Genomic DNA, 14,496 nt, shown 5'->3' on the forward strand with positions numbered 1-14,496 from the left:
GCCGTATATCGTCCTTGTCGGGGGCGGGGGCGCTCCTGTTTTTGCATTCAGTTCGCAAGATAGCCTGGGTAAAGTGCGTCGAATACCTTCGCCGCTTTTCGATCAATAATCTCTACAAGCTGGTCGTAACCGGAACGTGGAATCTCCGACGGGGGCCGAACAGTTGTACCTGCTTGTTCCATGACTTGCTGAAACGCTTGGACGCATCGCTTCGACTTGGCGTTAAAGGAACCGATTTCCTCCAGCAAGTCCTCCTCAACCGATGTCAAAAGGGCGCTGTCGGTCGTCTGGTGTCGGCTATATTGGTCTGGAAGCATTCTGAATAGGTCGAACAACAAAAAGAGACCGTTGTGCAGCCGATCATATTTCAGCATGTCGGCCAAGTTACTTTCTGCTTCCGTCGACGTCGAGCCGGAAGATTGCCAGTATCTAAAAGCGGATACAATAAATGCTTCGTCACTGGTCAGATCAGAAAAGCCAAGTGGGGTGAATTCTTCGGTTTCCATGAATCCAGTCCAATAGAGAATGTCTGATCTCGCTTTTAGTCGATAAAACTTGACTAATAAACACTAGTTTTATTGAAATTCAGTATCTTGTCATGCGGCCCGTGTTGGCGTACTCAAACCCCGGTCGATTAGAAATATCGTTCAGTAGCGGTGCATTTCGGCACCTCAAGCCTCATGATGTTGGAATTGCGATGAATCTTTATCTGGATTACTTGGCTGAAATCGAAAGCAGAAAAAATCAAGGGCTTGCTCCCAAGCCGATTGACGATGGCAGGCTAACCAGTGAAATCATCGCGCTGATTGAGGACACTGGCAGCGAATATCGGAAAGATGCCCTGCATTTCTTCATCTACAACACGCTGCCGGGCACGACGAGTGCTGCTGGCGCCAAGGCTGCGTTTCTGAAGAAAATCGTGCTCGGTGAAACCGCCGTTCCTGAAATCACACCCGAATTTGCCCTCGAACTTCTGTCGCACATGAAGGGCGGGCCTTCGGTCGAAGTGCTGCTCGACATCACGCTTGGCGACAATGCCGCGATTGCCGTGAAGGCCGGTGAGATTTTGAAGACCCAGGTCTTCCTCTACGACGCTGACATGTTCCGCCTGCGCGATGCCTATAAGGCTGGCAATGCCGTCGCCAAGGACGTTCTCGAAAGCTATGCCAAGGCAGAGTTTTTCACGAAGCTTCCGGACGTTGAAGACGAAATCAAGGTCGTGACTTTCATCGCCGCAGAAGGCGATATCTCGACCGACCTTCTTTCCCCGGGCAACCAGGCGCACTCGCGCTCCGACCGTCAGCTTCATGGTCAGTGCATGATCACGCCTGAAGCACAGCAGGAAATTGTAGCGCTTCAGAAGCAGCATCCTGACAAGCGTGTGATGATGATCGCCGAAAAAGGCACGATGGGCGTCGGCTCGTCGCGCATGTCCGGTGTGAACAACGTGGCACTGTGGACCGGCAAACAGGCGAGTCCCTATGTGCCTTTCGTCAACTTCGCTCCTGTTGTCGCTGGCACCAACGGCATTTCGCCGATCTTCGCAACCACCGTCGACGTCACCGGCGGCATCGGTATCAACCTGAAGAACTGGGTCAAGAAGCTCGACGAGAACGGCAAGCCGATCCTCAATAATGACGGCAACCCGATCCTGGAACAGAAGTTCTCGGTTGAAACCGGTACCGTTCTGAAGATCGACGCCAAGAACAAGAAGCTGCGCGACGAAGCTGGAAACGAGCTGGTCGATGTCGCTTCCTCGTTCACACCGCAGAAAATGGAATTCATGAAGGCGGGCAGCTCCTATGCTATCGTCTTCGGCAAGAAGTTGCAGACATTTGCGGCCCAGACGCTTAGTGTCGAGGCAACGCCGGTATTTGCTCCGAACAAGGAACTCTCGGTTGAAGGTCAGGGCCTGACGGCTGTCGAGAAGATCTTCAATCGCAACGCCGTTGGCGTAACGCCTGGCAAGGTATTGCATGCCGGTTCCGACGTGCGCGTGACGGTCAACATCGTTGGTTCGCAAGACACGACCGGCCTGATGACCGCGCAAGAGCTTGAAGCGATGGCGGCGACGACCATCTCGCCACTCGTGGACGGTGCTTATCAGTCGGGCTGCCATACGGCGTCTGTCTGGGACAAGAAGGCTCAGGTCAATATCCCTAAGCTGATGTCTTTCATGAACAATTTCGGCGTTATCACCGCGCGTGACCCGAAGGGCGTCTATCATTCGATGACGGACGTCATCCACAAGGTGCTGAATGACATCACCGTGGATGACTGGGCGATTATTATCGGCGGTGACAGCCATACTCGCATGTCGAAGGGCGTCGCCTTTGGCGCAGACTCGGGCACCGTAGCGCTGGCGCTCGCCACCGGCGAAGCGACCATGCCGATTCCCCAGTCGGTCAAGGTCACCTTCAAGGGCACGATGCAGCCCTATATGGATTTCCGCGATGTGGTCCATGCCACACAGGCGCAGATGCTCAAGCAGCATGGAGACAACGTCTTCCAGGGCCGCATTATCGAAGTGCATATCGGCACACTGCTTGCCGATCAGGCCTTCACCTTCACCGACTGGACGGCCGAAATGAAGGCCAAGGCGTCGATCTGTATCTCCGAGGATGAGACGTTGATCGAGTCGTTGGAAATCGCCAAGTCGCGTATCCAGATCATGATCGACAAGGGTATGGACAATGCTGCCCGCACGTTGCAGGGCCTGATCGATAAGGCGGATACCCGCATCGCGGAAATCCGTTCGGGCGAAAAGCCAGCTTTGAAACCAGACGATAATGCGAAGTATTTTGCAGAGGTCGTCGTCGATCTGGACCTGATTAACGAACCGATGATCGCTGACCCGGACGTCAATAATGCCGACGTTTCGCGCCGCTATACCCACGATACGATCCGTCCGGTTTCCTACTACGGCGGCACCAAGAAGGTAGACCTCGGCTTCGTTGGTTCGTGCATGGTCCACAAGGGCGACATCAAGATCGTTGCCCAGATGCTCAAGAATCTCGAAAAGGAACAGGGCAAGGTCGAGTTCAAGGCACCGCTTGTTGTTGCTGCGCCGACCTACAACATCATCGACGAGCTGAAGGCCGAAGGTGACTGGGAAATCCTGCAGAAGTATTCGGGCTTTGAATTCGATGATCTGAAGCCGAAAACGGCAAACCGCACCGAATACGAGAACATTCTCTATCTCGAGCGCCCGGGCTGCAACCTCTGCATGGGCAACCAGGAAAAGGCCGAAAAGGGCGATACGGTTCTCGCGACCTCAACCCGCCTGTTCCAGGGCCGCGTCGTTGAAGATACTGCGGAAAAGAAGGGTGAATCGCTTCTCGCTTCCACCCCTCTGGTAGTGTTGTCGGCGATCCTTGGCCGTACGCCTAGCGTGGAAGAATATCGTTCCGCCGTTGAGGGAATAAATCTGACAAAGTTCGCCCCACCCAAGGCTACACTGATCGACTCACTGTCGGTCCATTACTAAGGGCTAACTCCAGACTGGACATACATACAAGCAAATGCGAGCGAGTATGGAGTCCAAGCTGGAGTGTCCGCATTCGTACAGCAACGATTGTAGCGAATGCGCTCGGAACGAAGACATGGCTGGTTTGAACTCAAACGCAGCCATGTCTCTGAACAAACGCAAGGGTGGGGTTGCGACCGTTTAATCGTCACCCCGATATGCTGCGAGCGATTTGACGCCTCAAGGCAGACGGGCTGACGCCGTAAAAATTGCGAAACACTCTGCTGAAATAGGCTGGGTCGTCAAATCCTGAACCATATGCAATCTTCGCTATGGCGGATACATCCCCATGCAGTATCGCAGACCGTGCCATATCAAGCCTGCGCTCAAGCAGATAACGCGAGAATGTCGTGTTCTCTCTTTTAAATAGCTTTTGGATAGCACGGGGAGTTATCCCCTCGGACTGGGCTAGCTCCATTATCGAGAAGCCAGCATCTACGACCCGGGCGTCAATCCGGTCTTTTACAGCTCCCATTCGTCCGGTCAGGGTCTGCTTTGTATTCCGTGCCTGCAAATTTGCTACCAATATGGGTAGCAATTCATAAAAGTGATTGACCATAATCTCGGCATCACTTTCCGTCTGATAGTCTTGCTGCAAAAGATAACCTGCATAGGTTACCAGCAATTGAAAAGGTAAATAGGTGATAGGAAGTGGTTGCCAAAACAAATTTGAAACTTCTGCTTTCATCTTGGAGATCGCTGCCGATGGCAGATAAGCGCAGTCCAGACGCCCACCATCGGGAAGGATTAGCGAGAGCGGCACATCCGATGGCATGAAAATGGCTTCGCCTTTTGCGAGATCGAGCCGGGTCTGTCCTTCCTCCACGTGTACCGGGCCACTCATTGCGCGCAAAATTACGATGCCCGCATCCCGAGAACCGGGTGCCGACAGACGTGTGCGGACCAGCGGAAAATAAATCGTGGTCAGCACCAGTAACGCATGGTTCCAAAATAGTCCGCGTACCTGTGACAGATCACCCCGCGCCGGCAATACAGATGGCATGCCCATCATGTCTCGCAATATCTTGAGGCACGGCTTTAGCCCATCTGTCGCCCTTGAAGCCGTGCTGCCAAATTTTACCGGTTTAACGCTTCCCATCGTATTCAATGCAAAAGCCCTTCAAGGTTCGCTTCAATCCATTTCCGGTTCGCTCATCTCCAAGCTATCTGTCTTTTAATAAATTAAACATGACGAGAATAGTCCTGTTTATAAAATACTGGATAGCTGGCGGAAATCGTGTCGCTCATGTCCTTGGAGAAATTCATGCATAACAAATATCTCGGGATTTCGGTTGCCGCTCTGGTTGCGACCGGCAGCGTTGCCGCACAGGCATTGGCGCAGACCGCGACCGAAGTAGATGCCGAGACCAATAAAGGAACGGTACTGAACGCCATCACGATTACGGGTAGTCGCGGTGGGCAACAGATTTCAGAGACGGCTCGCACTGTCTATGTCGTTGACGAGCAGCAGATCCAGATGCGCGCACGTTCCGGCGAAACCATTCAGCAGATTCTGGCGCAGGAAATACCGAGTTTTGATCCGGCCAGCCAAGGGGCTCGTACTTCGTATGGGCAAAACCTGCGCGGACGCACGGCTTTGGTGCTCATCGACGGAATATCGATGAACTCCGCCCGTGGACTGAGCCGTCAGTTTGATTCTATCGACCCATTCAACATTGAGCGGATTGAAGTTCTTTCTGGTGCGACTTCACTCTATGGCGGCAATGCCACCGGCGGTATCATCAATATTATCACCAAGAAAGGTAAGAACGCGCCGGACGGTTTGCATGGCGAAGTTACGGCTGGCATAGAAAGCGGGTTCCGCGCTGGCAATGACTTGGATCGCAACGGCGCTGCTGCTGTCAAGTATAATAGCGAGGCATGGGACGCCCGCTTGTCGCTCGCGGGCAATCGCAGCGGCGCGTTTTACGACGCTGACGGCACAATGGTCGTGCCAGATATTACCCAAACCTCGACCGCTTTTAACCGGCGCATCGATCTTATGGGCAGTGCGGGCTTCCAGTTTGACCCGGATAGACGGCTGGAGGTGAGCGGACAATATTTTAATTCGGAACAGAAATCCGATTATAGCGTCTACTTTGGGCAATTTCTCGCTGGGCTGCGCAATCCAAGCCTCATCGAAACACGGGACGGCTACAATTCGGATTTCAATCCACGCACGCGCCGATCCATGTTTAATGCGACTTATACGGACAATGACTTTTTCGGCCAGCAGTTGCTCTTGCAAGGCTTCTATCGCAGCGAAAAGATCAATTTCCATCCGTTCCCAAGCTCGACCTACTTTTATGGCAGCGCGCAGGATACGGATTATTACGGCATGAAGGCCGCACTCATCTCGGAGCCGCTTGACGGGTTGCGCATTACCTATGGTGTTGATGCTGACAGGGATTCGCTTTCTTCAAACCAACACATCTTCGATATGAGCAAGGCCTTGCAGAGCGGTGCGATGGATTTCCAGACTGCAGGCGTCACGGGCCTTTATCCCAAGATTGACGTTACCACCTTCGCTGGCTTCGCAGAGGCCTCCTATGAAGCAACGGATCGTCTTACCTTCAATGGCGGCGTGCGCTATCAGTACACCAAAACGGAAGTTGGCGACTTTGTTGGCGCGGCGCAACAGATCGCTATTCTTAATGGGACAGCGACTTCGGCCGATTCAATTCCCGGCGGCTCGGTCGATTACGACGCTTTCTTGTTCAATGCTGGTGCTACTTACAGTCTGACAGACACACAGCAGGTCTATGCGAATTTCAGCCAGGGCTTTGAGCTTCCCGATCCGGCAAAATATTACGGTTATGGTGCTTACTCGCTCTCAGGTGGCCATTACGCGTTGATGAGCGGCGTAAATGTTGCAAATTCCGCTCTTGAAGCGATCAAAACCGATTCATTCGAGATCGGCTACCGTCTTGATGACGGCACCTATAATCTGGAGGCCGCAGGCTTCTACTCCACCTCCGATCGTTCCATCGTGCTTAATCGCACGACGCTTGCAGTCGAGCTTGAGGATAATGAACGTCGGGTCTATGGCATCGAAGGTAAGGCGGGTATGAAACTCGATCATGGCTTCGATGTGGGCATTCTTGGCCAATGGGTACGCACTGAAGTCGATCAAGACGGTGATTGGGTCAAGGATACCATCGGCTCGGCCAGTGTTTCCAAGCTTGGCGGTCATGTAGGCTGGGGCAATGAAACACTCAATCTGCGCCTGCAGGGTCAGCATATCTTCGATCTGGAAGATAATTCCGGCTACAAAATCGAAGGTTACACGCTGTTTGACCTCATTGGCTCCTATCACGTTAAGAAGGCCGACATGACGGTGAATTTCGGCGTGCACAACGTGTTTAACGAGGAATACAACACCGTGTGGGGATCACGCGCCAAGGCGCTTTATGGTGCCCTCGCGCCTGAAGAAATCTTCGACTACAAGGGCCGTGGCAGGACTTTCGCCCTCGCTTTGAGCAAAACCTTCTGATGATTGCGCAACAAGACGAATTATCGACACAGAAGATAGGCGCCAATGCACGCCTTTATACCGTTCTCGGGGGGCTTTATCTCGCGCAGGGCATTCCGACCTATCTTCTATTGGTCGCATTGCCTCCCTTGATGCGCGAAAGCGGCGCCTCGCGCACGGCTATCGGGCTTTTCTATCTTCTGATGATCCCACTGATCGCAAAATTCGCGATTGCGCCGTTGGTGGATCGTTATCCCCTCATCGCAAGCTGGGGACATCGGCGAAGCTGGGTAATTGTCACTCAGCTTCTGGTTTCTTTCGGCATTGCCTGTATGGCTTTCGTAGAGCCGCAACAGGCGGGTGCACTGTTTGCGATCTGTCTTTGTATAACGCTTCTGTCTTCTTTGCAGGACATTGCCACCGATGGCTATGCCGTCCGTCATCTCAATGACAAGACGCGGGCCACAGGCAATGCAATCCAGGCCGGTGCAGTTGCACTTGGTGTGATCGTGGGTGGCACGTTGGCCCTTGTGCTCTTCCACAAGATCGGCTGGCGTCCGACGATTTTTATCGTTGCCGGCCTTTCGCTGCTGCCGCTTCTGGCAGGGTTATGGATGGATGAAACAGGTGAGCAGAAACAGCGCCGGGACAAGCCGCACGCCAGCCTAAAACGTTTCTTTCAACAGCCGAACGCCTGGCTCATCCTTTGCTTTGCTCTGACCTATCGGGCGAGCGAAGGTATGGTAAGGGGGATGGAAGGCAGTTACCTCGTCGATATCGGGCTGCCGTTGTCATGGATAGGCTATCTTTCCGGGGCTGCCGCTGCGAGTGCTGGCCTGATTGGAGCCGTTTTGGCCGCTCTGCTTATCCGCTGGACAGGGCTTTTTTCTGCGCTCGTTCTACTTGGATTATTGCGCAGTCTTTGCTTCCTCGCGTTCAGTTTCAATGCCGCGGAAATCTGGCCGGGCATCACGGTTGCTATGACTGTGTCGGCGGTCCAAACCTTTTTGCGCTATATGGAACTGGTCGCGATCTACTCACTGTTCATGAAAGCATCGTCCTCCGATCAGCCGGGCACAGATTTCACGATCCTTGCCTGTGCCGAACTGCTGATTTATCTCGTCGGCTCTTCAGTCGCCGGCTTCCTTGCCGATAAATTCGGCTACGCCCATCTTTTCACGCTTGCAACAGTGCTCTCTATACTCGGGATCGCATTGACATTCTATATTTTGAGAAGATTACGGGGCAATGGACTTTCCCTTTAATCAACAATGCGGGCGTCTGTAGTGAATGCCATGTGAAAAATGATTGGATGCGGGAGAATGCATATCCCGCATCCACAGTTGTGGGTTAATGGTGTGTGGGCGGGATATGCTTGCGCAGGATCAGAAATGCAAATCCTGATATCGCCATCGCAATAAACAGCAATCCAAAATAGCTTTGCGCACCGCCACTCGCAATGACCGCTGCTCCGGCAAATCCGCTCGATATCGCGCCCAGGCGTCCTATCACCAGAGCTGCCGCAGTTCCGCTCGCGCGGACCTCTGTCGGATAAAGATTGGCAGCGACAGCAAATGCTGTCGATTGTACAGCGTTAACAAACAGACCATGTAGCCCGATCCCGATGATCAATATGGTTGTTGCTTCCATCTCATTGAGCTGGCTCAAGTAAAGCGCTGTAGCCGCCGCCGCGAATGAACAGGCTACAAGCGGACCGCGAGAACCAAACCGGTTTATCGCGACCGCACAAGCCAATGCGCCAATCACGCCTCCAAGATTGTAGGCCGTTAAACCTGAACCTGCCAAAGAGAGGCTCAATCCCTCCGATGTCAATAATGTCGGAAGCCAGCTGAAGGTCAGGTATACCGACAACAGCGTGGTGAAGAACGCAGTCCATAGAGCGACTGTACTCAAGGCTCTGCCGTCAGTGAACAAAGTTCCAATCCCGCTTTTACCGCTGATCCGTTCCGTGGGATCGACAAGTCGCGCGCCGACAGGGACAGGGCGCTCAATCCGGGCAAGCAGATCCGCGAGAATTTTCGCTTTGGTCGGCTGACGCGATAACCAGCGCGGGGATTCCGGAAAATAGGCGATCAACAAAGCAGAAAAGAAAACTGAAATTCCACCACCTGCGACGAACAATGTTCGCCATCCAAATGTTGGTAATATCCAGGACGCGAAAATCCCCGCAAGCATACCTCCAAGCGGAACGCACACGATGGTCGCGGTGACTGCAACGGTTCTGTATTTGCGTGGCGTATACTCAGCGGTCATGGTGGTCGATGTCGGAAGCGCCCCACCAATGCCAAGTCCGGCGATGAACCGGAACAGAGCAATAGTCCAAATTCCCTGCGATAGACCAATGGCCATCGTTCCCAGCCCAAAGGTGATGACAGACAAAATCACAGCCAGTCTTCTTCCGAAGTGATCCGCAATAAGGCCTGCAAAAGCGCTGCCGAAAGCCATTCCAAATAGGCCAGAAGCAACCACCGGAGCAAAATCAGCACGCGATACGTCCCATTCTTGAATGAGCACGGGGATTGCGTATCCAATAAGCTGACCGTCAAAGCCATCAAGAACGATTGATAGTGCTGCGATCAACACCACAATACGTTGTACGGTTGTCCAAGGGCCTTCATCGAGCAACTCGCCGATGTCGACTTCTCCACTTCCCACTGTGTGATGGATGTTGTTCATGACACCACCTCCACAGGCATGCTGCTTCCTCTTCCCATAATTTCCTCCCGATTGTGACCTGGTGATATTCCTTTACAATTAGTTTGGACTCCAACTATATGGAATTTATGCCCTATGATGCTCATTCACACAAGGGCTGAGTGGAGGTCGCGTGATGCAAAGCGACTTGCCCAAAATATGCACTGGGCCAACCGCACGTTTGGGTCGTTTTCTGGAATGCTTTTGGTCTTGAAATAAGGCCGCATTCTGCAACGAAGATTGGCAAAATTTTCGCGCGCGGCTGGGCGGCACACAGTTAAGATCAGGGAAAAGTCTTTTAAGGTTTTCCCATCCCTGGAATTTGTGTTTTGCTCAACTTGATGGAAAGTCACTTATCTGAATCCCTTGACCCGGCAACGACCAGACAAAGAGGTACTTTTCGTCGAGAACGAGAATATCAGGAATGAAACGGAACCAGCCTATGCCCCATAATTCGTCTGACGAGGATTTCGCCGATAACATCGCGTTCATACTGCGCCGGGCGCAAGAAGCCTCGTTTGCCGCCTATGCCTCGATTGTTGACCAACGAGGTCTTCGCCCGGGCCACTATGCCGTGCTCCGGATCATCCATGATCAACCGAGCATATCGCAGACAGAACTGAGCCGTCAGGTGGGCCGCGACAAGACTACCATTACGCCAATCCTGCAGGAGTTTGAAAAGAAGGAAATGATCCGTCGCGATATCGATCCCGTTGATCGGCGGGGAAGATTGCTCAGCCTGTTGCCTGCCGGTGAGAAGTATCTGTCGGAATTACGCGCATGCGCATCAGCACATAATGCGTCCCTTAATCAGATTGTTGGACCAGACAGGCAGGCGCTGCTGGACACTCTGATGCGCATCATCATCGGGCTTGACCGACATGCCAAACTACCGCCCAAAAAATGAGAACAGCAGGGCCTGAATGTTTCAGGCACCGTATGCATAGTCCCTGCAAACTGGCACAGGCAATGTGGTCTCAGTTGATTACGGTGAACCGAGAGAGACCAGCTCTCCTTGCTGCCAGACCGCATGAATTTTGCGCGTGTTGGTGATGTCATCAAGAGGGTTGGCATCAAGGACGACGAGATCGGCGCGCATTCCATTGGCGATCTTGCCCCTGTCGGTCAATTTCAGCAATGCTGCGGCCTGTTCGGTCGCGACGCCGATTGCCTGAGAGGGTGAGAGGCCAGCATTGACCAGATGTTCCAGTTCGCGATGTTCAGCAAAGCCGGGAATGCGTTCCGGGAACGCGCCTGCATCCGCGCCAAAGCCAAATTTGACGCCGCCAGCCTCTATCAACTTTGACAGATTGCGGAGATTCATTTCGACATCGCGCCGCGCTTTTTGTGCCCGTTCACCGGTCGTCGTCCTCTCTCGCCATTCTGCGTCGGCAAACTGGGTTTTCAGTTCTGGGCTTAATGCCGATTGCAGGAAGGGATCTTCCAGCATCGCTGGCTGGTCGGCGAAAATATAAGTCGCTTCATCCATGTGCACTGTTGGAATATACCATGTGCCCCTCTCGCGAACGGCATCGATAAATTCCTGATCAATCTCAACGTCGCGAACGCCATGAGCAAGAATATCTGCACCCGCAGCCACTAGTCTTTTTGCGTGGTCGAGCGTGTAGACATGTGCGGCGACGGCAAACCCCAATTGATGTGCCTCATCGATAGCGGCGCGAAAGCAATCCTCGCTCATAGGTTCAATGGGTCCGAATGTATCGATCCATAGCTTGATAATATCGATGGGTTGCTGCGCCATTTGGCGAACGACCTGCCGCGCTTCTTCGGGTATCTGGGGGCGCGGCGACAGCCCGTCGGGCGCATATATTCCCGCACCTGCCGTCATGAAGGACGCGCCATATTGCGGGTTATTGCGCATGTGTTCGCGTGTTGTGGGCTCAGGCGTCGGTGTCATGCCGAGCGATACCACTGTACCGATACCGTAAGCCTGAAACTGGCGCAGCGCCGCATAGGCGTTCTCGGGCGTGAAATTATGTCGTCCGCCCGTCGTACCCTTGATAAGGCCGACATGGGCATGGTTGCAGGTGAAGGCGGGGATTAGGTATCGCCCCTGATAATCGACAACCTGCGCATTTTCCAGAGCCGATGCTGTATCATACGTATCGGCCAGGACTGCTGAAATAACACCATTCTCGATCAGAATAGTGCCGGGGGGCGAGATCTCCTGGCCAATGAGCATGCGTATATTGGTCATCGCCAGTTTTGTACCGCCACTACCGTAATTGCGGGCATAGGCACCTTTCGGTGCCATGCCACCGGCAATAAGCGTGCCGATAAGAGTATTTACATTGCGTCGTGTCAATTTGGTCATCGTAATACCACTCCTAAGCTTGATTGAGGGGTAGGACGCCTTTGGCGAACAATGTTGCTGGCTGTGATGTGGGGAGGTGCTGTGCCTTTGTTTCGGCTGGGGGTAAAGCCGAAGCCATATCACCTCTGGTATGGCTTCGGTTTGGTAGAGAGGTTAGAATGGATAATGCTGCTTTGGGTCTTCAATCGTGATCCATCGCAGATTGGTGAAACTGTCTATGCCCGCAGAACCACCAAATCTTCCATAGCCACTGTCTTTGACGCCACCGAACGGCATTTGTGGTTCATCTCCCACCGTTGGTCCGTTGATATGGCAAATGCCTGCATCGATTTTACGCGCAACCTTGAGCGCGCGGTCTATGTTCTGGCTGAACACCGCTGAAGACAGGCCGTATTCCGTGTCGTTGGCCAGTTCGATGGCATGCTTGTCGTCACGGGCGCGTATCACGCACACGACGGGTCCAAAGGACTCCTCGCGGAACAGACGCATTGCCGGTATAACTTTATCGACGATGGTCGCCGGCATGATCGTCCCATTTGCCGTCCCACCGGTTGTGACGGCAGCCCCTGATTTTTGGGCATCCGCAACGAGTTCCAGCACCCGGTCAACCGTACCTTGCGCGACAACTGCACCCAGAGCCACCTTTTCGCGTGGGTTGCCGCTCGGCAAAGCCGAAGCTCGTGCCGTAAATCTGGCCACGAATTCATCGGCGATTTTCTCATCGACGATAATGCGTTCAGTGGACATGCAAATTTGTCCCTGATTCATAAAAGCGCCGAAAATCGCCGCGTTGACGGCGCCGTCCAGATCAGCGTCATCCAATACGACCAATGGCGCCTTGCCTCCCAGTTCAAGAAGCACGGGCTTGAGGTGCTTGGCAGCTTCAAGAGCGATGATTTTCCCAACCCGTGTGGAGCCGGTGAAGTTAATACGCTTAACGAGGGGATGCGATACAAGCGCGTTGACAACTTCGGGCGCGTCTTCAGCGCTGTGGCTGACAATATTGAGAACACCCTTTGGCAGGCCCGCTTCAATCATCACATCGCCCAGCATTCGATGCAGGCGAGGGCACATTTCGGACGATTTGAGAACAACCGTATTGCCACAGGCGATGGGCATCGCAAAGGCGCGCACGGCCAGAATGACCGGGGCATTCCACGGCGCCATTCCAACCATGACGCCAACCGGTTCGCGTACGGCCATGGAAAGGGTTCCAGGCTTATCCGACGGAATAATCTCACCCTTGATCTGGGTTGTTGCAGCAGCGACTTCGCGCAGGATTTTCGCGGCGAGCCCAACGTTGAAGCCAATCCAAGGGGCCGTCGCCCCGGTTTCAGTAATGCCGCAGGCGATGAAGTCACCGATCTTCGCTTCGAGAATATCTGCCGCCTTGAGCAGAATGGTTCGACGCTCGCTTGGACCGACTTCGGACCATTGTACGAAGGCCGTTGCCGAAGACTGGACGGCCTTGTCGACATCGGGCTGCCGGGCCGCGGGCGCTGTAGTGGCTTCTTCGCCAGTGACAGGATCAATACGGGTAAAAGTTGCGTTGCCTAGCGCCGCGACATCCTGGCCATCTATCAGCAGTCCAATATTCATTTAATCCTCCCGTTTAATGGAATCGAGTTGTGTTCAACTGGCTTGAGCTGCCGTGCCGTAGAAGGCGATCTGCACTCTCTGTGCTGATGCGCGGAGCCTGGCTGCAAGGTCATTGGCGATCAGCGGTTCCATCCGGCTTTTTGAACTGAAGACAGAAAGGCCGCAGATCATTTTACCGGACGGATTGAGGACTGGCACAGCCAGCGCATAGACATCGGGTTCGCGTTCACCGCGATTATAGGCGAGGCCGGTTTTCCTAATTTCACGGAGTTCGGCGATAAGGCCTGACCGGCTTGGTACAAAGCCGTCGTTGAGTGTTTTCAGTTCAACTCGGTCGAGATAGGCCTCAAGTGCGGCGTCGCTTAAATGCGCCAGCCACAATTTGCCATGCGCGCTGGCATAGGCTTCGAGATGGCTACCAAGCTGAATGGATACGAACATCGGCCGATCAGGCAGGGCGCGAGCGATGCAGATCGCACTTTCCCCGTCAAAAGTGGAAGCAAGCGTCCCTTCGCCAACTTCCTTTGTCAATTGATCGAGAACAGGCTGCAAGGCGCTGCGCAAATTGTCCGCACCAGCCGCGCGTTTGCCCAATTCAGCAAGTTTGTACCCCAGTCGATACTGACCACGCGACACCGCAACGAGTGCGCCGGCGGCTTCAAGGGTTTTTAGAAAACGGTGCGCGGTAATGGTATTCAACCTCAGGCGCGAGACGACATCACTCGTTCCAATCTGAAGCAGTTGATCGTCGAATAAGTCCAATATCTGGAAGGCTTTAATAACCGATCCATTGGCCTGGCTCATGTCGCATCTTTCTCCCGACCGGACGCGCTGATCACAAAATATCAA

At 53.6% G+C, this 14,496-nt stretch carries 10 protein-coding genes; 4 read left to right on the plus strand and 6 right to left on the minus strand.

From position 1 onward, the window contains the following. Positions 1-47 precede the first annotated feature (47 nt). Positions 48-506, minus strand: coding sequence for a hypothetical protein (locus ACTJKP_RS19800; protein WP_078340074.1), 459 nt, complete (start codon positions 504-506; stop codon positions 48-50). A gap of 191 nt (positions 507-697) precedes the next feature. On the opposite strand from ACTJKP_RS19800, the gene ACTJKP_RS19805 reads away from it, so the two are divergent. Beyond that, complete coding sequence (locus ACTJKP_RS19805) at positions 698-3,487, plus strand: bifunctional aconitate hydratase 2/2-methylisocitrate dehydratase (protein WP_440631885.1); 2,790 nt, start codon at positions 698-700, stop codon at positions 3,485-3,487. A 187-nt stretch (positions 3,488-3,674) separates the two neighbouring features. Here the strand turns inward: ACTJKP_RS19805 and ACTJKP_RS19810 are convergent, their stop codons facing one another. Further along, positions 3,675-4,538: a helix-turn-helix transcriptional regulator gene (locus ACTJKP_RS19810; RefSeq protein ID WP_440631886.1), complete on the minus strand. Its 864-nt coding sequence runs from the start codon at positions 4,536-4,538 to the stop codon at positions 3,675-3,677. A gap of 252 nt (positions 4,539-4,790) precedes the next feature. Between ACTJKP_RS19810 and ACTJKP_RS19815 the strand changes: the two genes are divergently transcribed. Further along, positions 4,791-7,019: a TonB-dependent receptor gene (locus tag ACTJKP_RS19815; RefSeq protein ID WP_440631887.1), complete on the plus strand. Its 2,229-nt coding sequence runs from the start codon at positions 4,791-4,793 to the stop codon at positions 7,017-7,019. After that, positions 7,019-8,263, plus strand: coding sequence for a RhtX/FptX family siderophore transporter (locus tag ACTJKP_RS19820; RefSeq protein WP_440631888.1), 1,245 nt, complete (start codon positions 7,019-7,021; stop codon positions 8,261-8,263). Before ACTJKP_RS19815 ends, ACTJKP_RS19820 begins: the two co-directional genes overlap by 1 nt. Before the next feature lie 85 nt (positions 8,264-8,348). Here ACTJKP_RS19820 and ACTJKP_RS19825 read toward each other — a convergent pair whose 3' ends face one another. Next, positions 8,349-9,695: an MFS transporter gene (locus tag ACTJKP_RS19825; protein ID WP_440631889.1), complete on the minus strand. Its 1,347-nt coding sequence runs from the start codon at positions 9,693-9,695 to the stop codon at positions 8,349-8,351. A gap of 442 nt (positions 9,696-10,137) precedes the next feature. Here ACTJKP_RS19825 and ACTJKP_RS19830 point away from each other — a divergent pair, with 442 nt between their 5' ends. Next, complete coding sequence (locus tag ACTJKP_RS19830) at positions 10,138-10,620, plus strand: MarR family transcriptional regulator (protein ID WP_210189485.1); 483 nt, start codon at positions 10,138-10,140, stop codon at positions 10,618-10,620. 78 nt (positions 10,621-10,698) lie between these two features. Here the strand turns inward: ACTJKP_RS19830 and ACTJKP_RS19835 are convergent, their stop codons facing one another. From ACTJKP_RS19835 to ACTJKP_RS19845, 3 genes are all read right to left on the minus strand, one after another. Further along, positions 10,699-12,048 carry an amidohydrolase family protein gene (locus ACTJKP_RS19835; RefSeq protein ID WP_440631890.1) on the minus strand — a complete coding sequence of 450 codons (1,350 nt, stop codon included), beginning with the start codon at positions 12,046-12,048 and terminating at the stop codon, positions 10,699-10,701. A gap of 153 nt (positions 12,049-12,201) precedes the next feature. Further along, the gene (locus ACTJKP_RS19840; RefSeq protein WP_440631891.1) at positions 12,202-13,647 is read right to left on the minus strand and encodes an aldehyde dehydrogenase; all 1,446 of its coding nucleotides are present in this window, start codon (positions 13,645-13,647) and stop codon (positions 12,202-12,204) included. Positions 13,648-13,680: 33 nt separating this feature from the next. Then, the gene (locus tag ACTJKP_RS19845; RefSeq protein ID WP_162762679.1) at positions 13,681-14,451 is read right to left on the minus strand and encodes an IclR family transcriptional regulator; all 771 of its coding nucleotides are present in this window, start codon (positions 14,449-14,451) and stop codon (positions 13,681-13,683) included. Positions 14,452-14,496 lie beyond the last annotated feature (45 nt).

The organism is Brucella sp. 22210 (assembly GCF_052045675.1).
Lineage (GTDB): Bacteria > Pseudomonadota > Alphaproteobacteria > Rhizobiales > Rhizobiaceae > Brucella.